General features: G+C 38.7%; 18 protein-coding genes. 17 read left to right on the forward strand and 1 reads right to left on the reverse strand.

Annotated features, from left to right (window positions below; translation table 11 throughout):
- The first annotated feature begins 159 nt into the window (after positions 1 to 159).
- The 11 genes from QBE53_02505 (at position 160) to QBE53_02555 (ending at position 16,511) form a co-directional block, all read left to right on the forward strand.
- Positions 160 to 1,032 carry a hypothetical protein gene (locus QBE53_02505; protein WZL81996.1) on the forward strand — a complete coding sequence of 291 codons (873 nt, stop codon included), beginning with the start codon at positions 160 to 162 and terminating at the stop codon, positions 1,030 to 1,032.
- A 96-nt stretch (positions 1,033 to 1,128) separates the two neighbouring features.
- Complete coding sequence (locus QBE53_02510; protein WZL81997.1) at positions 1,129 to 2,724, forward strand: S-layer homology domain-containing protein; 1,596 nt, start codon at positions 1,129 to 1,131, stop codon at positions 2,722 to 2,724.
- A gap of 34 nt (positions 2,725 to 2,758) precedes the next feature.
- Entirely contained in the window at positions 2,759 to 3,925 is a 1,167-nt protein-coding gene (locus QBE53_02515) for an exonuclease SbcCD subunit D (GenBank protein ID WZL81998.1), read from the forward strand.
- Positions 3,925 to 7,047 (forward strand): SMC family ATPase, encoded by a 3,123-nt coding sequence (locus QBE53_02520; protein ID WZL81999.1) that lies wholly within the window; start codon positions 3,925 to 3,927, stop codon positions 7,045 to 7,047. Before QBE53_02515 ends, QBE53_02520 begins: the two co-directional genes overlap by 1 nt.
- Before the next feature lie 144 nt (positions 7,048 to 7,191).
- Positions 7,192 to 8,634: a carbohydrate ABC transporter substrate-binding protein gene (locus QBE53_02525; protein WZL82000.1), complete on the forward strand. Its 1,443-nt coding sequence runs from the start codon at positions 7,192 to 7,194 to the stop codon at positions 8,632 to 8,634.
- An 86-nt stretch (positions 8,635 to 8,720) separates the two neighbouring features.
- On the forward strand, positions 8,721 to 9,650 hold the full coding sequence (locus QBE53_02530) for a sugar ABC transporter permease (GenBank protein ID WZL83254.1): 930 nt from the start codon (positions 8,721 to 8,723) through the stop codon (positions 9,648 to 9,650).
- Positions 9,650 to 10,519, forward strand: coding sequence for a carbohydrate ABC transporter permease (locus tag QBE53_02535; protein ID WZL82001.1), 870 nt, complete (start codon positions 9,650 to 9,652; stop codon positions 10,517 to 10,519). The genes QBE53_02530 and QBE53_02535 overlap by 1 nt, the downstream gene beginning before the upstream one ends.
- Positions 10,520 to 10,596: 77 nt before the next feature.
- The gene (locus tag QBE53_02540) at positions 10,597 to 11,916 is read left to right on the forward strand and encodes an extracellular solute-binding protein (protein WZL82002.1); all 1,320 of its coding nucleotides are present in this window, start codon (positions 10,597 to 10,599) and stop codon (positions 11,914 to 11,916) included.
- On the forward strand, positions 11,916 to 13,745 hold the full coding sequence (locus QBE53_02545) for a sensor histidine kinase (GenBank protein WZL82003.1): 1,830 nt from the start codon (positions 11,916 to 11,918) through the stop codon (positions 13,743 to 13,745). Before QBE53_02540 ends, QBE53_02545 begins: the two co-directional genes overlap by 1 nt.
- The gene (locus QBE53_02550) at positions 13,738 to 15,360 is read left to right on the forward strand and encodes a response regulator (GenBank protein WZL82004.1); all 1,623 of its coding nucleotides are present in this window, start codon (positions 13,738 to 13,740) and stop codon (positions 15,358 to 15,360) included. Before QBE53_02545 ends, QBE53_02550 begins: the two co-directional genes overlap by 8 nt.
- Before the next feature lie 62 nt (positions 15,361 to 15,422).
- Complete coding sequence (locus QBE53_02555; GenBank protein WZL82005.1) at positions 15,423 to 16,511, forward strand: diguanylate cyclase; 1,089 nt, start codon at positions 15,423 to 15,425, stop codon at positions 16,509 to 16,511.
- On the opposite strand, the gene QBE53_02560 is transcribed toward QBE53_02555, so the two are convergent.
- Positions 16,477 to 17,508 carry an aminotransferase class I/II-fold pyridoxal phosphate-dependent enzyme gene (locus tag QBE53_02560; protein ID WZL82006.1) on the reverse strand — a complete coding sequence of 344 codons (1,032 nt, stop codon included), beginning with the start codon at positions 17,506 to 17,508 and terminating at the stop codon, positions 16,477 to 16,479. The genes QBE53_02555 and QBE53_02560 overlap by 35 nt on opposite strands.
- A 155-nt stretch (positions 17,509 to 17,663) precedes the next feature.
- Between QBE53_02560 and sulP the strand changes: the two genes are divergently transcribed.
- From sulP to QBE53_02590, 6 genes are all read left to right on the forward strand, one after another.
- The gene (sulP, locus tag QBE53_02565; protein WZL82007.1) at positions 17,664 to 19,286 is read left to right on the forward strand and encodes a sulfate permease; all 1,623 of its coding nucleotides are present in this window, start codon (positions 17,664 to 17,666) and stop codon (positions 19,284 to 19,286) included.
- The gene (locus QBE53_02570; protein ID WZL82008.1) at positions 19,286 to 20,566 is read left to right on the forward strand and encodes a DUF1576 domain-containing protein; all 1,281 of its coding nucleotides are present in this window, start codon (positions 19,286 to 19,288) and stop codon (positions 20,564 to 20,566) included. Before sulP ends, QBE53_02570 begins: the two co-directional genes overlap by 1 nt.
- 5 nt (positions 20,567 to 20,571) lie before the next feature.
- Positions 20,572 to 20,916, forward strand: a complete 345-nt coding sequence (locus QBE53_02575) for a hypothetical protein (protein WZL82009.1) — start codon at positions 20,572 to 20,574, stop codon at positions 20,914 to 20,916.
- 135 nt (positions 20,917 to 21,051) lie between these two features.
- Positions 21,052 to 22,506 (forward strand): NAD(P)/FAD-dependent oxidoreductase, encoded by a 1,455-nt coding sequence (locus QBE53_02580; GenBank protein ID WZL82010.1) that lies wholly within the window; start codon positions 21,052 to 21,054, stop codon positions 22,504 to 22,506.
- Positions 22,507 to 22,515: 9 nt separating this feature from the next.
- Positions 22,516 to 23,781 (forward strand): FAD-dependent oxidoreductase, encoded by a 1,266-nt coding sequence (locus QBE53_02585; GenBank protein ID WZL82011.1) that lies wholly within the window; start codon positions 22,516 to 22,518, stop codon positions 23,779 to 23,781.
- Positions 23,781 to 24,140 carry a DUF1667 domain-containing protein gene (locus tag QBE53_02590; GenBank protein ID WZL82012.1) on the forward strand — a complete coding sequence of 120 codons (360 nt, stop codon included), beginning with the start codon at positions 23,781 to 23,783 and terminating at the stop codon, positions 24,138 to 24,140. Before QBE53_02585 ends, QBE53_02590 begins: the two co-directional genes overlap by 1 nt.
- Positions 24,141 to 24,198 lie beyond the last annotated feature (58 nt).

Raw genomic sequence — 24,198 nt, forward strand, 5'->3', positions numbered from 1 at the left:
AGGTTGGTAAGATAATATCAGATTATAGCAAAGATGTCAACGTAGTTTTTAAGGTTGCAAAGGATTGGGTATATTGTCGGATAATACTCCCAAAACCTTTGTGCTACAATAAAATAGGAGATATGGCTTAATGGGCGGTATAAGGAAGGGGAAAAAACCATGAAAAAAAATATAATAATTATGTTATGTGGGTTAGTATTTTTATTGACTGCGTGCAACATGTCGCAAAAATCGACAGATGAGACACCGGATGTAGATTCGACACAAACGGTGACAGATGCTTCACAAGAACAGCAAGAGCAGCAACAGCAAGAAGATCAGGCGATGGAGGATGACAATAATACCCAAGAAGTAGCGGATGAAGATGTAGAGATGGATTCAGGTCTTGATGCATCGCTTTCTGGATATGACTTACTTCAGTCCATCGATGTGACTCCGAATGAAAAATTGTATATTGAAGCAACAACACAGGTCGAAGGTATGGAGTACGTTACGAAGATGACATTGTATGAAGAGAGTATGCGCGTAGAAACAGAAGATGAACAAGGGCTAAACCTGATGATTTATAATAGTAGCGAAGGCGCCACATATATGTACAACACTCTAAGTGGACAAGGCATGGTGTATTATGATGATAATAGCGAGTTATTCGATACCGATGTATGGAATGATGATGAGCAGATGAATTTTGATGTTGATTTTGAGGCTTCGTATTTTGAAGATATCGAAGGGTTAACTAAAGCAGAGTTGACAACTTTAGACGGCATGGAAGTGTTATATATGGAGATTGTTATGGAGATGGGGGAAGAGGATTATGTAAGTAAGGAATGGATTTCAACAAAATATTGGTATCCTCTTAAAACAGAAGTTTATTTTGGAGATACACTGACTTCAACATATTATGTGACCACTATAACCGATGATTTTGTTGTAGATGAGACCACCTTTTCACCACCAAAAGACATAGAATTTATGGATGTAAATCAGCTCTATGAACAATACGATTTAGAGGAGATTGAAGGCGTAGGCTGAGAACTACCTATATTAAAAAAGTCGCTGTGAAGCGACTTTTTTTCTGAATGATGTTATAATGGAATCTATATCATGACACAACTTAAGGAGAAAATTATGAAGAAAAAGACCGTTATAGCAATTTTACTCTTGTTATTCATCAGTATAAATAGTTTGACATTACAAGCCCGGGAATATGGCGATTTGATAATGCCATCCAAAATCGAAGTGTTGTATCAGTACCATCACAATCCATTTCAAATACGCAGTCAGGCGTCGACACGTTATGTTATTGAGCCAACGGTAGGTTATATCTATACAATAGGACAACTTGAGCAGCAAGAGCTTTTAGAAGCGCACAATGTAATAAAAATGACGAGACGTTTAGTGGGGTTGCCGGGAGATGTCCAAATGGATGAACAACTGAACTTAACGGCGCAATATGCAAGCTATATTAACATGTTAAATGCAACGATCAGTCATTACCCGTCCAAACCGAATCTGGTATCGGACGAAGCCTATGCGATTGGAAAAGAAGGGTCTGCAAAATCAAACCTTGCGGCAGGTTTTCGGACGATTTCAGATAGTATTCTTTGGGGATATCTCCAAGATGATGATATATATAATTTGGCAGATGTTGGCCATCGACGATGGCTGTTGAATCCTCAATTACAAAACATAGGGTTTGGCTACGTAGATACGTTGGTCGATTCAAGTTACAATGGCTTTACTGCAACATATGTATTTGATCGCTCCAGAAAAGAAACCATTGATTATCCTTTTATTGCATGGCCCGCAGCCGGAAATATGCCTGTTGAATTCATGAAAACGTCTACGCCTTGGAGCATTAATTTGGGAGTGGAATATGAACAACCAATAAAAGAAAATATACGCATAGAGCTAACGCATGCACAAAGCGGCAAAGTCTATCGTTTTGATGCAGAGACCAACAGTGATCCAAGCGAAGCTTCCAACACGGATTTTTTTACGACAGAAAATAGTCGTTATGGTCTTGAAAAAACACTTATCTTTCGACCAAAATTGGATGAAGTTAAGTATGCACCAGGAGACCTGTTTTATGTAGAGGTCCTTGGAATAGACATAAAAGGTGAAGAGGTTCCTATATCCTATGAAGTAAAACTGTTTGAGTTAAATGACCAACCATCGGTTTGGGCGTTTGAAGAACTAGTTGAAGCGGATAAGGCGAATCTCATTCCAGAGATGTTGATGGAGGCCTATTCAGAAGATATTAGCCGCATTGACTTTACACGGTTACTGATTCATGGACTGATGCAATATACTGGACAGACGTATAATGAGCTTTATGAGACGGTTGATGTCGTGGATACGGAGTTTAAAGATACAACTGATCTAGATGTGCAGCTTGCAGCAAGACTTGGCATTGTCAATGGAGTAGGCGACAATCGCTTTAATCCGACAGGCGGTATTTTGCGTCAAGAGGCTGCGACCATGCTTTATCGTGCTGGACAGTATCTTGAGATTGAAGCGGTGCAGGACGTTCAGGAATTTAGTGATGCCGATAAAATTCCAGATTGGGCAAAGGCTTCGGTTGATTATGTTACAAATATCACAGATGCAACCCAGGGGAAAAAGGTGATGGAAGGGGTTGGCAATCAAATGTTTGCGCCCGACCGTTCTTACACCCGTGAACAAGCAATGATTACGGTAAAGCGATTACTTAACAGAAGTTAGGCGTAAAAGTAATGTAGATAAGAGAGGAAATATTATGCGGATTATTCATACAGGGGATTGGCACATCGGAAAATTAGTTCACGGGGTTCATATGACAAAAGATCAACGCCATATCCTAGAGCAATTTATACAATACGTCAAACAGCAACGACCGGATGTTATTATCATATCCGGTGATTTATATGATCGTTCAGTTCCTCCCACAGAAGCAGTGGAACTTCTTGATGATGTGCTAAGTACATTAGTGGTCACTTTGCAAATAAAAGTTATTGCTATTGCCGGTAATCATGATAGTCCGGATCGATTGAGCTTTGCCACGAAAATGTTGCAAAAAAATGGAGTGTATATCTGTGGAAAGCTAACCAAGGAGATTGAGCCTATTGTTTTAGAGGATGAAAGCGGCGAGGTCTTTTTTTATCCGATACCCTATGCAGAACCGGCAGTAGTGCGCGAGCTATATCAAGATAGTACTATTCGTACACATGATGATGCCATGTATCATATATTACATTCGATTAAAGAAGGATTAAGCGAAGAAAAAAGAACAGTCTGCATCGCCCATGGCTATGTTGCAGGGACACAGGCGCTATATACCTCTGAATCAGAACGACTATTAAGTATTGGCGGAAGTGAGTCTGTTGAGGTGGACTATTTTAAGTCGTTTAATTATGTGGCGCTTGGCCATCTTCATCAGCCTCAAAAGGTTAAGTATCCCCATATAAGGTATGCAGGTTCCTTAATGAAGTATTCTTTTTCAGAAGCCACCCAATCCAAATCGATAACGCTTGTCGAGATGGATGCAGATGGGCAGTGCAATACCCAGGAAGTTCATTTTGAACCGTTGAGGGATATGCGCTGTATACGTGGAGAATTAGCAAAGCTGATTCAACCGAGTGTGTATGAAGGAACCAATACCCACGACTATATTATGGCGGTATTGACAGATCGTGGTGAACTCATCGATGCTATGGAAAAACTGCGACAAGTGTATCCTAATACTTTACGTCTTGAACGTGAGATACTCCGTGAAGAAAATGAAAATCAGCGTACATCTGCAGGAGATCAATTTGTGCAAAAAAATCCTGTCGAGCTTTTTAAAGAGTTTTATACCAATGTGTCCGGTCAATTATTTGATGAACAAAGGAGCGCATGTATAGAGGATGTATTTAATGACGTTCTTGAGAAAGAGAGGCGAAAATAATGCGACCGATTCAATTGGTAATGCAAGCGTTTGGTCCGTATAGTAAAAGAGAGACGATTGATTTTGGGAAAATTGGGAAAAGCAGTTTATTCCTTATTACCGGTCCGACAGGATCCGGTAAGACAACTATCTTTGACGCCATATGCTTTGCGTTATATGGCGAGACGAGTGGCAATGTTCGGGCGCCGGAGCAGTTGCGCAGTCAGTTCGCAGATTCCGGGATGATGACAGAAGTTGAACTGGTCTTTGAACTAAAAAAGATCGTCTATCATATTCACCGGATTCCAAAGCAACCAAAGCCGAAAACTCGTGGGGATGGTTTTACAGAGCAAAAGTCAGAAGCCACTTTAATTGTCGATACGAAAGGTGAGCGAAAAGTATATACAGGCGTTATGAGCGTTAACGAGATGGTTGAGACCATTATCGGTATTAATGCAGAACAATTTCGTCAAATTATGATGATTCCCCAAGGGGAGTTTCAACGGCTGCTCATTGCAGATAGCCAAGAACGAGAAAAAGTGCTGCGTAAACTGTTTGATACCCATATGTATCGATTATTTCAGTTAAACATTGATGAACGTTCAAAAAATCTCTATGGGCAAGTCAAAACAATGCAACAACTTCGTGAACATGAGCTTAAACGCATAGAATGTGATAAAGAGAGCCGACTTTACGAATATTTGCAGCAAAAACCACTGGGGATAGCTACCATTATCCAAACAACCCAGCAAGTGATTCAAGAGGACAAGGAAGACATACACGCAGATCATCAAAGTATTCAAAACATCGATAAGACTATAGAGCAGACAATCCAAAAAAGAGAACATGCGAATAAAGTTAATGAAAAGTTATTGCAACTAGAGCGTGTATCCAAACAGTGGGAAGACCTTGATAAGCAACAAGAGGCGATACGTCTTCTTGAAGGTGACCTACAGCAGGGAAAAAAAGCCGCTGGCATAGAGCCATTAAAAAATCACTGGGAACAGCGAAAAGATGAAGTCAAGACGTTGGAGCAGATGAGAGAAAACCTAGCGGACCAAAAAAAGCAGGTGGATAAAACATTTAGTGGGATTGAGAATGCGTTAAAAGAACTACAGTCTGACCAAAGAAAAGAAAAAACAGAGCTCCTTAAACAAGAACAAAGACAGTTGCAAGAATACATGGAACGCATTGATCAATATCACAAGGTCAAAAATGAAGTGAGTGCAAGTGAACAAGCTCTTGTGCAATTGGAGAAGCAAAAAAAAGAAAGTGAAGCAATCTATTCGAAGAACAAGGAAAGCATCAAAACATTAAATATAGAAAAAGATAATGGCGCCAAAGCAAAACTCAAACTTTTGGAACATAAAGAAGTGCTTTTGGAGACAAGAACTTATACAAAAGGGTATTCAAAGGCCAAAAAATGGCTTTTATTAAAGGTAGAGGCCAAAGAGGCCTATACTAAAGTTTCGGAGCAATTTTCTCAGGTAACAAAGAACATGAAGCATGCACAGCATACGTATAAAAAAATCCGAATGGAATTTATGCTAAATCAAGCAGCACTTCTTGCCAGCGAGCTTGAAGAGGGCATGCCATGTCCTGTCTGCGGATCGACAGAGCATCCTAATATGGTGATGTCGACAACAAACCTAGTAACACAAGAGCAGCTTAATAGTGCTGAACAGGTATATGAAAAACTACGAGGGCAATGTCAGGAGCTTGAACAAACATGTACAACAAAAAAAGAGCAGTTAAAACAATGGCAAGAAAAACTACAGGCGCTTTTTGAAGAAGAGTTGCAGACCCAAATGATGGAGCTTAATCAAGTCGAGCATGAGCTTATATGCTTGGAAAAAAAGCAAAAACAATTGGAAGCAGAATGTGAAGTACAGGAAAAAGTGATTGAGCAAAGCGCTCTTCATGAAGAAAAAATCCAAGAGATTGAACAAAGCCAAGTACAATTAGAAGAAAAGCTAGAGCGCATTCAACAGCAGTGGATTGAGGCAGGACAAATCTATACAGAACGAAAAACGATTTTTAATGGGATCTGTGAACAGTTGCCTCAAGAGTATCGAGATAAAGCAAAACTAAATAAAGCCTTAGAATCAGTGACCGGACGTATAGAAAAGCAAGAACAGCAATTACGGACGTGTCTAGAGAGCTATGAACAGACAAAAGAGGAATTGAACCGTCTTCAAACAACAATAGTTGAACACGAAAAACGATTTATGGCTGCCTGCTCATATCAGGATAAGACGTATGAAGAACTTTTAGAAGCCCTGAATACGCAAGGATTTGAGACACTAGATGCTTTACAAGAGGCTAAACTATCCGCTCAAGAGATGGAGCAGATGCAACACCAACTTGATAGTTACATTCAGCAAAAACATGCTCTACATGTGCAAAAAAATAACCTTGAAGAGGAAATGAAAGGAATAAATATTATTGATTTAGCAGTGTTTGAAGAGCGATTGACTGAGCTAAAAGCCCAAAGGGATAAGGTCAATCAACACTTAAGTCAAAAAAAATATCGCTATGAACATAATCAAAAAATCATTGATGGTGTGTTAGAGTTGCAGGCACAGATGGAAACTCAAGAAGCACAATATGCAGTGCTGGGGGATTTGGCGCAAGTAGCCCAAGGTAACAATCCATTACGTATCTCTTTTGAGCGTTATGTATTGGCGGCGTTTTTGGAAGATGTACTTATCGCTGCAAATACGCGATTGGCAAAAATGACCTTTGGACGATATGTTCTTTATCGTTCAGATGACCTAGAACGTAAAAATCGACAAAGTGGTCTGGAACTACAAGTATTTGACAACTATACAGGCAAGATGCGCCATGTAAAAACGTTGTCCGGAGGTGAAAGCTTTAAAACGTCATTAGCCATGGCCTTAGGATTATCCGATGTAGTGCAATCCTATAGCGGAGGGATTCAACTTGATACAATGTTTGTTGATGAAGGGTTTGGAACGTTAGACCAAGAATCCTTAGATAGCGCAATTAATTGCCTGATAGATCTGCAAAAAAGTGGACGCTTGATTGGTATTATATCTCATGTACAAGAATTAAAAGAACGTATTGAACATCGTCTAGAAATCTATGCATCGCAAACGGGGAGCCATGCAGAATTTGTATAAAATTTTGTTGTTGTATATTGCGATACGAATTAAACAATATTGTAACCGAGAAGACAACTTTCTCTATTTTAAAGAATGTGTTGACTTCCTATAATAATAGATGTAAATCATTCATGTAAATCTATTTATTTAAGGAGGGGCAACATGTTAAGTTTGAAATGGAAGAAAGTTGTTACTTTATTACTCGTTATGTCAATGATTATTGCTATGACAGGATGTGGAAGTGACGGGGAGACTGAAGAAGCAACAAACAATGGAAGTGCGCAAACAGATAATACAGACGCATCGACAGACAATGAAGAAACTTCAGAAGAAAATGCAGCGACAGAGACTGCCAGTGAGGGAAATGTATTAAGAATATATGCGTGGAATGAAGAGTTTCAGAGTCGATTTAATGACTATTTTGCAGCGCAAGGTGGGGTGCCAGATGACATCAATGTAGAATGGGTCATTACACCTAATGCGGACAACGCCTATCAAAACAAGCTGGATCAAGACTTGTTGAACCAGGAAAATGCAGATGAACCCATTGATATTTTCTTGATTGAAGCCGATTATGCACTAAAATATGTAGATAGCGAATATACATTAGATGTTATTGAAGATATTGGGTTAACAAAAGAGGAGCTGGCTGATCAGTATACATATACTCAAGATATAGCAACCGATGCAGACGGAAAGCTAAAAGGTGTAACATGGCAGGCGACACCGGGGTTATTTGCCTATAGACGCTCCATAGCAAAAGAAGTTCTTGGAACAGATGAGGTACAAGCTGTACAACAGCATCTTAGCGATTGGGATAAATTTGATGAAGTGGCGCAAATGGCATCTGAAAAAGGATATAAAATGCTATCAGGCTATGATGATGCATATCGTACTTTTTCTAACAATGTTGTAGCTCCTTGGGTTGATACAGATGGAAAAATTGTTATTGATGACAATCTTATGCGTTGGGTTGATCAGACAAAAGAGTACACAGAAAAAGGCTACAATAATCAGACATCCTTATGGAGCGATGGATGGGCAGCAGACCAAGGTCCAGATGGTGATGTTTTTGGGTTCTTTTATTCAACATGGGGCATCAACTTTACATTACTAGGAAATGCTTTGGCAACACCTGAATCCGAAGGTGGAAAGCTTGAAGTGGGCAACGGGATCTTTGGCGACTGGGCTGTGACGGAAGGACCGGAAAGCTATTATTGGGGTGGTACATGGATTTGTGCGGCCAAAGGAACGGATAATGTGAGTTTGGTTCGAGAGGTTATGCGAACATTAACTGCAGATGCAGCAACGATGAAGCAAATCACTGAAGACACTCAAGATTATACCAATAATGAAGTGGCAATGATGGAACTTGCCAATAGCGATTTCCAATCGGATTTTCTTGGAGGACAAAATCATATCGCCTTGTTTGCCGCAGCAGCGCCAAGAATAGATATGAGTAATATCTCAAAATACGATCAAGGACTCAATGAAGAATTTCAGGAAGCGTTTAAAGATTATTTTGACGGTGCAGTAACAAAAGATGAAGCGTTAGATAATTTCTATACAGCAGCAATTGAAAAATATCCAAACCTTACACGATAAGCATTGTGTGGATGGGGGTATATGGGGCGCAGTATGTGCCCCATATTTATCGCAGGAAGGAACAAGGACAGAGGTGAAATATGAACATGATTAAGGCAACGTCAAAAAAAAGAAAAACATCCATAAGTTACGCAAAATGGGGATATTTATTTATTGCACCATTTTTCCTTACATTTGCTGTTTTTCAACTGTACCCATTAATGACGACTTTTTATAATAGTTTTTTTGAAAATTATCGTATCGGGCTCGAACATGTCGGACCGAATTTTGTTGGTCTGGATAATTATAAGCAAGTGCTCATAGAAGGTGATTTGCCAAAATATTTTGGCAATACGGCATATATTTGGATATTGGGGTTTATCCCTCAGATTGTTGTATCCTTGCTGTTGGCGTCTTGGTTTACCGATTTACGCTTGAAACTTAAAGCGCAAGGTTTTTTCAAAACGATTATTTATATGCCGAATCTGATTATGGCGGCGGCTTTTTCGATGTTGTTTTTTACGCTGTTTTCAGATAATGGACCCATTAATGATATTTTAATGCATCTTGGGCGTCATGAACCCTTTAGGTTTTTATCCTATGCAGGGAGTACTCGAGGACTTATCGCGTTGATGAATTTTCTCATGTGGTTTGGAAATACAACAATTTTATTGATGGCAGCCATTATGGGTATAGATACAGCAATGTTTGAATCTGCACAAATTGATGGGGCTAATTCATGGCAGATTTTTACAAAAATCACATTGCCATTAATTATGCCGATTCTTGTTTTTGTAATTATTACATCACTTATTGGTGGAATTCAGATGTTTGATGTACCACAAATCTTGACGGATGGATCAGGTGGTCCGAATCGAAGTACAATGACGTTAATCATGTACTTGAACAAACATCTTTATAGCAAGAATTTTGGATTGGCAGGTGCTGTGTCAGTGCTTCTTTTTGGTATTACTGCAGTGTTAAGTTTTGGTGTCTTTAAAGTATTGCTAAAAGATAAGCAAGGGGGGAGAGAATAATGGCAAAAACAAGAACTATAGGAGAAGAGACGATTTTACATTTGCGTATTCGACAAACCTTTGCATATATTTTTCTTGGAATACTGACTTTTGCTTGTTTGTTTCCATTTTATATTCTGATTGTGAATTCTACACGTGCGCATCCACAGATTCAAAAAGGGTTTTCTTTTTGGATAGGCCAGTCCTTTGTTAATAATTTGCGCAATGTGCTATCGAATGAAAATTTGCCTGTCATTCGCGGTGTTTTAAACAGCTTGTTTATCTCATCCATGAGCGCTTTGTTTTCAACTTATTTTTCAGCGCTGACAGCTTTTGGTATTCATGCATATGATTTTCGGTTTAAAAAGGCGCTATTTTCTTTTATCTTAATGATTATGATGGTACCGGTTCAAGTCAGTACATTAGGCTTTATTCAGCTTATGAATACTTTTCATTTGATGGACACCTATTTTCCTTTGATTGTTCCGACTATTGCAGCTCCCGCAGTATTTTTTTTCATGAAGCAATATATGGAAAGCATCTTGCCGGTGGCGATTGTTGAAGCGGCAAGAATCGATGGGGCGCATGAATTTTATACATTTAATAAAATTGTATTGCCCATTATGAAACCGGCAATGGCGGTTCAGGGTATATTTGCTTTTGTTACTGCGTGGAATAATTTTTTCTTACCCGCGCTGATTATTGAGACAAAGGAGAAAAAAACTTTGCCGATTTTAATTTCGCAGTTGCGAAGTGCAGATTTTTTAAGATTTGACATGGGACAAGTATATATTCTAATTACCATCGCGATTATACCGGTGGCGATTGTATACCTGTTTTTATCAAAATTTATTATTCAAGGGATTGCCATGGGAAGTGTCAAAGGATAATAGTTATGCTATAATTAAGATGATTTGCATAAGTGAATCATCTTATATTTTTAGAAAAATCAAGAGAGGATGACGGGATGAATAAGAAGAATTGGATGATTGTAAGCAGCATTTTTTTGTTATTCATGGTGATGCTTATTTTACTTTTATCAAGATACCAGCCTGAAGAGGCACACAATCCATTAGGAGAACCTTCGGAAGCCGTCACGCTTGATTTTACCAGCAGTTGGGCGGGGTATGATGCCAATGCACTTCCGTTACAAGAAGTATTGCAACGTTATGAAGAGAATAATAAGGCAATAGAAATTGTCAATAAATCAATGGTAGGAGAAGATTTTTTATTTACCTTAAAGACCGACTTTGCATCGGGCAATGAACCGGATGTGTTTGGTCTGTGGCCGGGGTCAGATTTTGATGTTTTGGTCGAACAAGGAAAAGTGGCGGATTTAACTGAACTTATGCAAGATAATCCGGAGTGGTTTAATCGCTTTCGAGAAGATACATGGAAATATGTAACCGTGAATGACCGAATATATGGATTACCTTTTGAAATCATATATGAAGGTCTATTTCTTAATCGGGATATGTTCGAAGAGTATAATGTCCCGATTCCAAGTACATATGAAGAACTTTTATTTGCTGTTGAAATATTTCGTCGTAATGACATTATTCCCATTGCCTACAACGCGACGCCTGAGGGCAGCTATATCTATCAAAATATTGTGATGAAACTTGGTGGTAAAGAAGAGGTGGAAGACCCTTTTGATAAGGAAGGAAAGCTTAAATCCAGCTTTTTAGAGGGACTTTATGTTATGAAGGAACTTTATGATGCAGGGGCATTTCCAGAACAAGCATTTTTGATGGATGATAAGACGCGTAATGATCTTTTTATACAGAAAAAGGCGGCGATGATTGTACAGGGGTCTTGGCTGATTGGGGAGGAAGGAATTGATGCCGATGACAAGTCGATTGAGATTATTCCCTTTCCTGCATTTGCCCATGGCAAGGCAGATCCAAGTGCGATTATCTATGGATGTGGCAATGGTATCTTTCATATTAGCCAAAATGCGTGGGAAGATGAACAACTTCGTGGTCATGCCATCGACTTACTAGATACATTGACATCGGTGGAGTCGGCAGTGATATTTAGTGCCTCCGGTGGATTCATTAGCAATGTAGAGATTCCTAAGCAACAGATGAATTCCTCAACGATTTATGGAAAAGGTGAGCGCTTGATAAAGGATGCTACGCAGCTTATAGGACCTACAGACAGCTTTATTGATCGTAATCTGTGGGAAAATATTTTGATTGATCAGTTTCCGGATATCTTGCAAGGCAATATCTCACCAGAATTTGTCTTAAAGCGTATTGAAGAGAAAATGAAAGGAAGACCATAATGCTCAAAATCATACCCAAAGGCATGCAATTGTTAAAAAGCTTTTCAATTCAGCAGCGCTTATTACTTCTTTTTTCAATACAAATATTAATTCCCTTGCTGTTTATGGGCACGATGCTTTATAGAACCAGTCGTAATATCATTCAGAATAAATCCATTGATTATACCCAAGATTTGCTGACAATGGTAGAACTTCGGCTCAACGATTTTTCTAACAACGTTAAAGTTGCGTCTCAAGATATGCTTTATGACCGAGTGATTTATAATATTTTGGCAGAAGACGCTTCAAATCAAGGGGAAAATAACGGAGCCGATATAACGCAATATGAAGAAATCAATAGTGTGAATAATATTTTGCGAAAGGCTTGCCTTTCGAGGGAAGAGATTCAGTCCATCGCACTGATTTCGAATCATCAAACGTATTATACCTATGACTCTAATATTGGGCGGGCAAGCATCGAACAGCTTCTTCCCTACGAAAAGATGAAAGCAGTTGCGTTAGAAGCTGGTGGCGAAGCGGTATGGTTTTTGGATTTAGATGCTAAAGGCGAAGTGAAAAATCTATATGTGACCCGCAGTATTTATGATATCTCGAATTATCAAGAAATTGGGCTTATGGCGATTCTTATTCGACGTGAAGCCCTTGAACGAGTGTATGGAGATTTGTCAACGGAGTTCATGCAAAGTATAGCGGTGGTTTCTAATACGGGGGAATGGATTACAGGTTCTGGTGTCGAAACGTTGGAGTTGCAACAGACATATACAGCATTGGAGTTTAAAGACTCTTCCCATGTAGTTGATGATAAGCGAGGAATTTTATTGTCGGTGAAAGAAATGAAAGAACCGAATTGGCGAATTTTAGCAGAGATATCTGTGGATAAACTTAATGAGGATTTATATGCTTTTCGCACATATTTTATTATTATTATGATTGCCACACTACTTATTTTGTCGGCACTTAGCATCTTTTTTGCCATGGATATTCTCACACCGATTAAGCGCTTAGTACATGGGATGAAAACCATGCAAGAGAGTAAAACACATGATGAGATTATTATAGATCGACAAGATGAATTGGGTTATCTTAGCCAGTGCTTTAATGACATGAGTCGGGAGATTGATATTTTGGTCAATCGTGTGTATAAAGAACAACTGACACGAAAAGAGGCAGAGATTAAAACGTTACAGGCGCAAATAAATCCACATTTTCTTTTTAATACACTCGAATCGATTAACTGGATGGCTCGATTAAATCATGTTGATGAGATTAGTGAGATGGTGACCGCTCTATCGGCACTAATGGAGGCGGGAATAGGCAAAGGAGAGGCGCTAGTCAGCCTTGAAGAAGAGATTTCTTTTGTGGATAGTTATATTTTAATTATGAAAAACCGTTATGGCGAACGGCTTGATTTTACAAAATCAATTGATGAGAGCTTGTTAAGTATTCTTGTGCCTAAACTTTTGCTACAACCTTTGGTGGAAAATGCCATCTATCATGGCGTGGATAAGTTTCGTAGACCCGGTAAGGTTGTATTGATTATTCGAAGAACGGACCAACACATTGAAATCGAGGTTTTGGATAATGGAAAGGGAATGACGGCACAAGAGATGGAAGAGTTAAATGCCAATCTTCGTGAACGCAATGATGCATATTTGTTCTCGGAAAAGTCGGGAATGGGTATTGGACTTGTCAATGTGAATCGACGTATTAAACTCTTTTATGGTGCCCAATACGGGATTCGTATTGAAAGCGTATATGAAGAGTATATGAAAGTGGTGCTGACTTTGCCGGTATCGGGGATTCAAAAAGGAGTGAAAGATTATGTTTAAGGTGCTGATTGTTGATGATGAACCTTATATCAGAAAAGGTCTTGCCAACATAATAAACTGGAAACAATATGACTGTGAAGTCTGTTCAGAAGCAGGAGATGGTGTAGAGGGTCTGGAAAAAATGCAAGAGGAACAACCCGATATTATCTTTGTGGATATTAATATGCCTGAAATCAATGGGCTTACAATGATTCGTCGTGCAAAGGAAATACTTCCTGAAAGTAAGTTTATCATTCTGACAGGATATAGAGAGTTTTCTTATTTGCAAGAGGCGATAAAGTTGGGAGCATTTGATTATATATTAAAGCCATCTAAAATCGAAGAAATTAGCGAAGTACTAAAAAAGGCTGTCATAGAGTTAAGATATGTTCGAGAAAGCGAAAAAGAACGTCAAAAACTCAAGCAAAACTTTGAAGAAAGTATTCCAATCTTAAAAGAAAAGTTGCTGTTTGATATTATCCATGGCACGCCTTTAAATTCAGGAGAACTAGAGGCGCAGCTTCAGATGTATGGTATGGATTTTTCAGAGTACGTGGTCATGATTGTTCAGATGGATGGCGAAGCAAAAAGCCAAGACCAGATTTATCAGCGACAGCTCTATCAATTTGGTATCGTCAATACAGTCGAAGATATTTTTTCGGACAGATATCGTGTCAACAAAGTCGTCCTAAATACAAAAGAGGTAGCCTTTATTGTGCAACCATTAAAAGGTGAGGGGCAGTTTATACAAAAGGTGAATGCCTATGTGGAAGATATGCAAAAGCTGATTCAAAGTTGTTTTGACTTTTCTGTCACCGTAGCCATCAGTAGTGTCGGAAAAGGTGCGAAAGCTTTAAAGGAAAAGGCAAAAGAGTGTTATGAAGGTCTTTCGTATACTTTCTATTTAGGGAAATCGTCAATTATTCTATATAAAGACTTGGACACATTTTATAAAAGCGATAATCCGTCTGAGCTAAACCAATTTGAAAAGAAGCTGATTCATGGCATCCGAACGGGTAATGAAGATAAGGTTTTTAAAATTCTAGAAGAGATTCGCCTTGAAGTAGAACAAAAACGTAATGAACCCGATCAAGTGAAGCTTTTTTATTGGAATTTAATTTATAGCATCAACCATATGCGTGTCTCCATTAAGCTTTTAGAAAAAGAACAAAAAAGTCAGGCGGACAAACTGACATCTTTGTATCATTTGATTGAGAAAAGTACCAATGTCAATGAACTCCAAGAATTACTGGAGCAAGTGGCAAAAACAATCGTAGGGCGCATTAATCAGTACAATATGAAAAATATTAATGTCATACTACAAAATGCAATAGAATACATTAACGAGAATTATCGTTTGCCCATTACGCTAAATGAATTGGCAGAACATACGTATGTCAGTACGTATTATCTAAGTCGTATGTTTTCCAAAGAGCTCGGAAAAACATTCATTGATTATCTCAATGAGGTACGTATTGAGCAAGCAAAGCAACTTCTCGTAGATGATGGCTTTAAAACCTATGAAGTCGCAGAACGTGTAGGTATTTCAGATGCCCATTATTTCTCCAAATTGTTTAAAAAATATACTGCGCTGACACCAACAGAATTCAAGCTTCAAGAAGAAAAAAAAGACTAGGCATAAAGTCCTATTGATGGTATAATTTAAGTATTAACATGCTGTTAATAGGGGGGGGAATTATGCGCGTTCATGAGAGGAAAAAGAAGTGGAATCGAAGGCTAATTAATTTTTTATGGATGGCTCTCATTTTTAACATTATAGTGACGATGATTAACATACGGCTTAATGACATCGACTTTGTACATACATTGATACTTCAAGTGGGAATACCGATTACAGTTTTTTTGATATGCATTCTATTGTTTGAATGGAATCTAAAGCAAAAGGGTGTCATTAATGACTATCTGTTGATAGTTGGCATGATGATCATCATTGCATCGTTTATGTTCTTTTATGATTCAGTCATGTCGGTCATAATTATTTTGTTTGTCTTTCCGATTTTCTTTGCTGTCTTCACCATGAAAAAACGCTTGATTTTCTTTGCTTTTGCTGCGGATATGATTACTTTTTGGGGACTCAATCTTTTATGCCCGCACTTTGACTATCTCTTACTGGATCAGATAACTTTTACATTTCTACTTATTGTTGCCTATTTCTTAGGTATCATGTTAACCAATCACTACCAAGAATTAAATAATGAGCTTCTAGAAGCTGTAAAAAATGAAAAAGAACTATTGTATAAAAAAGTATTTATGGAAAAATTGGCAAAAATTGATTTGGCAACGAATTTATATAATCATAAAACGTTACATGAATATTTGGAAAAAATCATGGAGCAGTTTAGTCGACGACCTTTTCCTCTACATGTAGCGCTTCTAGATTTAGATGACTTTAAAAAGGTTAATGACACCTATGGACATTCAGCTGGGGACCTAGTGATTGAAACGACAGCCCAGATCATTCTAGAACATATTAGTGATCATGACTTTGCATCACGTTATGGAGGCGAAGAGTTTGCTATTGTTTTTCTTGAAAAGACCCAGGAAGAATGTCTTGATATACTCGAAAAAATTAGAGCTTCCTTAGAAGCTCAAAAGTTTGATGAAATGAACAATGAAGTGATGACCTTAAGTATTGGTCTTGCAACGGAAGCGGGAGCTTTAGATAAAGACCGATTATTTAACAAAGCAGATGAATATCTTTATCACTCCAAGCGCAAAGGGAAAAACCAAATTACCTATGGCATAAGTTGTTTAAACGCTGAATAAAGGCGTCTATAGCTTCTGCGGGAGTAGCCCAAGAAGTGACTAAACGAATAGCTGAGTGATTTTGATCTATAGTTGCCCATACATAAAAATCAAAATCTTTCTTTAAAGCTTCAATGATAGTATTTGGAAGAATTGGAAAGATTTGGTTTGTAGTTGAGTTCATGAGAAAATCATATCCGCACTGTTGGATTCCATGTACAAGTTTGCCGGCCATGGTATTTGCATGTGTAGCTAAATCAAAATATAACTGGTTTTCAAACAGTGTGATAAATTGAATACCAAGTAGGCGTCCTTTGGCGAGAAGGGCGCCTTTTTGCTTAATGTGATAACGAAAATAAGCTTTGAGTTCTTGACGGGAGATAACAAGCGCTTCACCAAGTAAAGCGCCGTTTTTGGTAGCACCGATATAAAAAGCGTCAAAAAGGTAGGCAAGCGCCTCAAAAGGAACATCATTATCAACAGCCATACAGGCTGAACCTAGACGGGCACCATCCATATAAAAGAACAAGTCATGTTCGTCGCATACCCTACGAATTGCTTGAAGTTCTTGATGCGTGTAGATCGTTCCAATCTCTGTAGAATTTGAGATGTACACAAGTTTTGGATAAACCATATGTTCATCTTCATGGATGTGGATTACTTCTTCGATTTGTTTAGCAGTGAGTTTTCCGTTTTTGGTCGCTACAGTGATGACCTTATGGCCGGTAGCTTCGATTGCTCCGGTTTCATGGGTGCATACATGTCCTGTTGCAGGGGCGATAACGGCTTCGTGGGGACGCAAAAATGCAGAAATAGCCGTAAGGTTTGTCACCGTTCCACCTGCAAAGTAGTGTATATCAATAGCATCATTTTTTAAAAGTTTTTTTAGATGGGCTGTAGCCTGGGCGCAAAGTCGATCCTCGCTGTATCCATCCATTTGTTCAGCGTTAGTATGGATAAGTGCATTAAGAATTGAAGGATGGGCACCTTCACTATAATCATTTTTAAAACTATACATAATGCCTCCGTTCGATATTTTATTTTTTCAATGGTTCGTTATTAGTATATCGGTAAGTTTTAAAATATTCAAGAAAAAGCATTGATTTGTCACTTGTTTCAGCGTATACTTATTTCGGTTTAAAATATAAATATAGAAAGAAGCGAAGAAGTAAAATGTCAAAATTAAAACCAAAATTATTTTCTGTCATCAAAGGATATACGAAAAAAAATCTTGTTGATGATGTTGTTGCGGGAGTTATTGTTGCGATTATTGCCTTACCCTTATCAATAGCTCTAGGAATTGCGTCGGGTGTAAGCCCTGAAAAAGGATTGATAACTGCGATTATTGCCGGTTTTTTAATTTCCTTTTTTGGTGGGAGCCGTGTGCAAATTGGAGGACCGACAGGGGCCTTTATGGTCATTGTCTATGGGATTGTTGTAGAACATGGTGTTGAAGGATTAATTATGGCGACCATAATGGCCGGTGTAATATTAATCATTTTTGGATTAGCGCGATTTGGAAGTGTTATTAAGTTTATTCCCTATCCTATTACGACCGGTTTTACGACAGGTATTGCAGTAACAATTTTTTCCTCCCAAATGAACGATTTTTTTGGGTTAAATATTGAGGCATTGCCGGCAGAGTTTCTAGAAAAATGGCATGTTTATTTTAGCAATATACATCGTGTGGATATAACGACACTGGGTATAGGCCTTTTGGCACTACTGATTATTATCTTTTGGCCAAAAGTCACTAAAAAGGTTCCGGGAGCTTTGATTGCCATTATTATCACTGCGGCAGTCGTTCAATTTTTTGCATTGGATGTAGCGACGATTGGAACCAAGTTTGGTAATATCTCAGGAAAAATTCCACCGATTCAGATACCGCATTTTTCCTATGAGACGATGCGAGCACTTATTGCACCAGCGTTTACGATTGCAGTGCTTGGCGCTATTGAATCCCTGCTTTCAGCAGTGGTATCGGATGCAATGATTGGAAGTAAGCATCGGTCCAATATGGAACTTGTGGCACAGGGAATTGCAAACATTGGGTCTGGACTATTTGGTGGTATTCCTGCTACAGGCGCGATTGCGCGAACGGTGGCAAATATTAAAAATGGTGGACGAACACCGATTGCAGGAATGGTACATGCAATCACCTTATTGTTAATTATGCTTTTATTTATGCCGCTGGCAAAACTTATTCCGCTGTCAACACTTGCAGCGATACTCATTATTGTTGCATATAATATGAGTGAGTGGAGAGACTTTATTGGACTATTTAAAGCACCTAAAAGTGATGTATTGGTTCTTGTCCTTACCTTCATCATTACGGTAGTATTTGATTTGGTCTTAGCTATTGAAATTGGAATTGTGCTTGCTGCGTTTTTGTTTATGAAACGTATGGCAGATGTGACCAATGTCTCCGTTAATCAGCTAGATGCATCGGAGGAAAATGATCATGAGTCCAATGTGATGTTACATGAGTTTGAAGAACATTTTCCAAATAATTTGGGACGGGTTCAAATCTATGATATCAATGGACCGTTTTTCTTTGGAGCTGTTGACAAGTTTTTGGATACAATGCGCCATATCCATGCGGACGTTGACATGCTAATTATACGCATGCATCATGTACCTGCAATGGATGCGACGGCAATGCATGCACTAAAACGCGTAATACATTTATGCAATCAAATGGACATAAAAATTATTATAGAAGGAGTTAATGAGCAACCTGAAAAATTGATAGAAAAAGCTGGGTTTTCCCAATATCTAAAAAAAGGAAGTGTTTGATGTATATTAAAGAAAAAATATATGAAAGAGATGTTCACAAAGACGTTGTGCTTAAAATACTTGCAATCATACCAAGTCTGTTTTTGATATACGGTGTGGCAGTTACTCTCTTTACATATCCGAATCTACGAAGTTTTTTAGGTGGATTTAGAGATATTTTATTATCACCAACAGTGTTGTTAACGGATTTTATTAAAGTTGGAGGCCTTGGCGTAGCCTTTATACATACAGCGATTATTGGGTTTATGATGCTATTGCTTTTTTGGCATTATAAGTTAAGAATTAACGGCTTATTAATCGCAGCGTTTTTTACCGTAATCGGATTTTCTTTTTTTGGCAAGAACTGGGTTAATATACCTCCTGTGTTTTTAGGAGGGATTCTTTATAGTCGGTATCAAAAGATATCATTTAAAAATGTGGTTCTTGTGATTATGTTTGGTACGGCTCTCTCGCCGATTGTTAGTGAGTTAATGTTTTCTGGAGTGATTCCAGATAGGTATAATATCCCAGCAGGGATTGTTATTGGCGTATTTATCGGTTTTATTATTGTTCCCTTATCTTCCCATATGCTAAGATTTCATGATGGTTTTAATCTTTATAATATTGGCTTTACTGCAGGTATTATCGGAACCGTTATTACGAGCCTATTGCGCAATATGGACATAGAAATACAGTCGGCATATATCCTCTATGAAGAGCAGACGCTCTCACTTTGGATACTTATGATCATAGGCTTTGTTTCTTTGATTGTTATTGGTGCGCATATCAAGTATAATGGGGTTCTAGAGTATTCAAAGATTTTAAGGCATAAGGGACGAACGATTACAGATTTCACATCATTGGATGGATATGGAATTACGTTTATGAATATGGGAATTATGGGAATGCTAAGCTTAGTTCTGGTTTTCCTTTTAGGAGGCGTACTTAACGGTCCGATTCTTGCAGGCATCTTAACGATTGTAGGATTTTCTGCATTCGGAAAACATCCAAAAAACGCAACCCCAATTGTTCTAGGCGTTATTATTGCAGCGATGTTATTTGGCGCGGACTTATCATCAACCTCTGTTATTATAGCGGTTCTGTTTTCTACGACCATTGCACCCATTGCCGGTACATTTGGACCTTTTATCGGTATTATTGCCGGAATTCTTCATTTTATTCTAGTGACAAAAGTTGGGGATATTCATGGTGGGATGAATTTGTATAATAACGGATTTTCCGGAGGGATTGTTGCCGGGTTTTTAGTTCCCATTGTGGATGCGTTTAAAAAAGGAGAGTAAGCGACATGCGACATGAAATGAAAAAGATAGGCCGGATTATTGATGAATTTATTACGACGTTATTGATTGAAGATACAAATGAGTTGGATATCAAAATCAAAACCAGTGCTGAAGAAACCTATATCCATATTGTGGATTACAACACCCATTATACTGAAGGGGAAGTTCAGCGATTAGATCAATTGTTAAATGAACAGCGCCAACATGAGATTGAAGAGTATTATTGGCAACTTGCCGGAGAGACAGATGAAGGCGATGAGCTGGTGTTGCTTAGTGCCATGGTGGACCGAGCCATCGTAGAGATTATTGATGGCAATTTGGATATTGAGCTTTTTAGGAAGCACAACTAGCTTTACAAGAAGAAAAATCAATGTTACAATGTTGATAAATAATAAAGTGGCATGAGATGATGAGAGCCACACAAACCAATCGCACATGTGCGATTGGTTTGTGTGGCTTTTTTGTGCGCCAGAGGAGGTAATTTTATGGAAGATAAGAAGATAAAGGACGTCATTGTTGTGGGGGCAGGAATTGCCGGAACGTATGTAGCAAGAGAATTGGCACGGTATGCCCTAGACATTGTGGTACTTGATCAAGAAAGCGATGTGGCTAATGCAACAACAATGGCCAATAGTGCAATTGTTCATGCCGGATATGATGCAAAGCCGGGGACACAAAAAAGTCGATTCAATATTGAAGGTAATGCAATGTTTGACCAGGTATGTGAGGAGCTGGATGTTCCGTTTAAGCGGATTGGATCTTTGGTGGTAGGGTTTGATGAAGAAGATCGAAAAACCATTGAAAAAATGTATGCGGATGGTATGAAGAATAATATACCGGGGATGTCCATACTTGATCAAGGACAAGTTAAAGCATTGGAACCCAACATCAGTGAAAAGGTTCAAGTGGCATTATATGCAAAAACGGCAGGGATTGTCTCACCGTTTGAACTGGCGATAGCTCTTGCAGAAAATGGGATTGACAATGGGGTGCACTACGAGTTAAACACTCAGGTCACAGGGATTGACAAAGAAGATACGTGTTATGCAGTGCACACAAATAGAGGAACATTATATGCAAAAGTGATTGTCAACTGTGCTGGGGTATATGCAGATTACATCAGCCGAATGGTGGGAGATCAGAGCTATACGATTCAACCAAGAAAAGGTGAATATTACTTATTGGATAAGAAAGCTGGAAAACTATTTGAACATGTTATTTTCCAGACACCAACGGCAAAAGGAAAAGGGGTGCTTATAACACCTACCGTTCATGGGAATGTTCTTGTTGGACCGGATTCGAACTTTGTTGGAGAAAAAGACGATGTCTCAACAGAGGCGATGAGCTTGGAAGATATACGCCGTGTAGCAACAAAGTCGTCAGACAAAATTCCGTTTCATCAGGTGATACGTACCTTTGCAGGTCTACGCGCATCATCAACAACCGGAGATTTTATTATTGGAGAATCTCAGGTTGCAAAGGGATTTGTCCATGTGGGTGGATTTGAGTCTCCGGGGTTATCAGCAGCTCCGGCTGTAGCAACTTATGTGGCTAATCTTATCGGTGAAACCCTTCTAAAAAGTGCGAAGAATCCTGAGTTTAAGCCTAGACGACGTCCGGTTGTTCGATTTGCAGAGTTATCGCTTCAGGATAAACAAAAATATGTAGAAAAAGACCCAAACTATGGCAATATCATTTGTCGATGTGAACAAGTGACAGAAGCAGAGATTGTTGACTGTATTCACCGTAATATGGGGGCAACAACAGTAAAAGGTGTTAAAAAAAGAACGCGTCCGGGGATGGGAAGGTGCCAAGGTGGCTTTTGCGGTCCACGTGTAGTTGAGATTTTAGCAAGAGAACTAAAGTGTCCGGTTGAAGCGGTTTCATATAATGGAGAAAAAGCATACATCGTTACAGAAGAAACAAAAAAAAACAATTGAGGTGAAAACATGGAAAAATATGATTTGGTAGTCATTGGGGGCGGTCCTGCAGGACTTGCAGCAGCAATTGAAGCAAAAGATAATGGTGTAGAATCAATTCTTGTCTTAGAAAGAGATCAAGAATTAGGGGGGATTTTGCAACAATGTATTCACAACGGATTTGGATTACATGTATTTAAAGAAGAATTGACAGGACCTGAATATGCAGAACGCTTTATTGACAAATTAAAACAAGCCGGCATTGATTATTGGCTAAATACAATGGTTGTTGACTTAAATAATGAACGGATTTTACACTGCGTTAGCAAAGAGTATGGATTTAAGACGATTAAAGCGGAAGCCGTCATATTAGCTATGGGGTGTAGAGAACGAACACGTGGAGCGATTAATATACCAGGAACACGTCCATCGGGTGTATTTACTGCCGGAACTGCACAGCGTTATTTAAATATTGAAGGCTATTTGGTTGGCAAAAAAGTAGTTATCTTAGGTTCTGGAGATATTGGATTGATTATGGCCCGTAGAATGACCCTTGAAGGGGCTAAAGTATTGGCCGTGGTTGAATTGATGCCGTTTTCAGGAGGGCTAAACCGTAATATTGTCCAATGTCTTAATGACTTTGATATTCCATTATATTTAAGTCATACCTTAACACAAATTAAAGGAAAAGACCGAGTTGAACAGGTGGTCGTCTCAGAAGTTGACAGCCAACGTCGACCAATACCTGGAACTGAGATTGTCTATGACTGTGATACGGTATTGCTATCGGTGGGATTGATTCCTGAAAATGAACTGTCTGAAGAAGCAGGTGTCCTTATTGACCCACGTACAAGCGGACCGGTTGTTAACGAAGCGATGGAGACGAACTTGGAAGGAATATTTGCCTGTGGTAATGTTGTGCATGTTCATGACCTTGTCGACTTTGTAACCCAAGAGAGTCAACGTGCCGGGCGTTTTGCAGCAAAATACATTCAAAAGCAGCTAGATACGAAGCAAACTGAAATACAGACAATTGCAGGCGAAGGTATAGGTTATATAGTGCCACAAAAAGTCCGCATCAGTAATATAGAAGACAAGTTGGAGCTTTTTATGCGTGTTAAGCAGGTCTATAACCAAGTGGAAGTTGTCGTTAAGACGAACCAGGGCATATTAAAAAAGGTGAAAAAGCGACATATGGCTCCTGGAGAGATGGAACATATGAGTATACCTAAAAAAGATATTGAGGCAATGGATATTCATGAAATTCATGTAGAAATACAGGAGGTGCAGGCATAATGCGTCAAGAAAATTTGATTTGTATAAGCTGTCCGGTGGGATGTCATTTAGATATTGAGATTCCAAGTGAAGGTGAGTGGAAGATTACAGGAAACAAATGCAAGAGAGGAATAACCTATGCCAAAGCAGAGCTTACTAATCCAGTACGTATCTTGACATCAACGGTTAAAATAGAAAACGCCCATTTAAAACGTTTACCGGTAAGGTCAAACGACCCAATACCCAAAAAATTAATGTTTCAAGCGATGGAACTTATCAACACCACAGTCGTGCAAGGACCGGTAGCCATGGGGGATATATTGATTGAAAACATCCTTGATACAGGCGTGAATATTATAGCATCCCGCTCAATGGATTAATCTTATCATTGTATATACGTAGTAGATATATTATAATAGAATTAAAAGAAGACAAACT

This window comes from Vallitaleaceae bacterium 9-2 (assembly GCA_038396585.1).
Taxonomy (GTDB): Bacteria; Bacillota; Clostridia; order Lachnospirales; family Vallitaleaceae; genus UBA1351.

Bases quoted from the DNA above. Each gene is read 5' to 3' on its own strand.
- QBE53_02505 (WZL81996.1), top strand. From the start codon at position 160: ATGAAAAAAAATATAATAATTATGTTATGTGGGTTAGTATTTTTATTG.
- QBE53_02510 (WZL81997.1), top strand. From the start codon at position 1,129: ATGAAGAAAAAGACCGTTATAGCAATTTTACTCTTGTTATTCATCAGT.
- QBE53_02515 (WZL81998.1), top strand. From the start codon at position 2,759: ATGCGGATTATTCATACAGGGGATTGGCACATCGGAAAATTAGTTCAC.
- QBE53_02520 (WZL81999.1), top strand. From the start codon at position 3,925: ATGCGACCGATTCAATTGGTAATGCAAGCGTTTGGTCCGTATAGTAAA.
- QBE53_02525 (WZL82000.1), top strand. From the start codon at position 7,192: ATGTTAAGTTTGAAATGGAAGAAAGTTGTTACTTTATTACTCGTTATG.
- QBE53_02530 (WZL83254.1), top strand. From the start codon at position 8,721: ATGATTAAGGCAACGTCAAAAAAAAGAAAAACATCCATAAGTTACGCA.
- QBE53_02535 (WZL82001.1), top strand. From the start codon at position 9,650: ATGGCAAAAACAAGAACTATAGGAGAAGAGACGATTTTACATTTGCGT.
- QBE53_02540 (WZL82002.1), top strand. From the start codon at position 10,597: ATGAATAAGAAGAATTGGATGATTGTAAGCAGCATTTTTTTGTTATTC.
- QBE53_02545 (WZL82003.1), top strand. From the start codon at position 11,916: ATGCTCAAAATCATACCCAAAGGCATGCAATTGTTAAAAAGCTTTTCA.
- QBE53_02550 (WZL82004.1), top strand. From the start codon at position 13,738: ATGTTTAAGGTGCTGATTGTTGATGATGAACCTTATATCAGAAAAGGT.
- QBE53_02555 (WZL82005.1), top strand. From the start codon at position 15,423: ATGCGCGTTCATGAGAGGAAAAAGAAGTGGAATCGAAGGCTAATTAAT.
- QBE53_02560 (WZL82006.1), bottom strand. From the start codon at position 17,508: ATGTATAGTTTTAAAAATGATTATAGTGAAGGTGCCCATCCTTCAATT.
- sulP (WZL82007.1), top strand. From the start codon at position 17,664: ATGTCAAAATTAAAACCAAAATTATTTTCTGTCATCAAAGGATATACG.
- QBE53_02570 (WZL82008.1), top strand. From the start codon at position 19,286: ATGTATATTAAAGAAAAAATATATGAAAGAGATGTTCACAAAGACGTT.
- QBE53_02575 (WZL82009.1), top strand. From the start codon at position 20,572: ATGCGACATGAAATGAAAAAGATAGGCCGGATTATTGATGAATTTATT.
- QBE53_02580 (WZL82010.1), top strand. From the start codon at position 21,052: ATGGAAGATAAGAAGATAAAGGACGTCATTGTTGTGGGGGCAGGAATT.
- QBE53_02585 (WZL82011.1), top strand. From the start codon at position 22,516: ATGGAAAAATATGATTTGGTAGTCATTGGGGGCGGTCCTGCAGGACTT.
- QBE53_02590 (WZL82012.1), top strand. From the start codon at position 23,781: ATGCGTCAAGAAAATTTGATTTGTATAAGCTGTCCGGTGGGATGTCAT.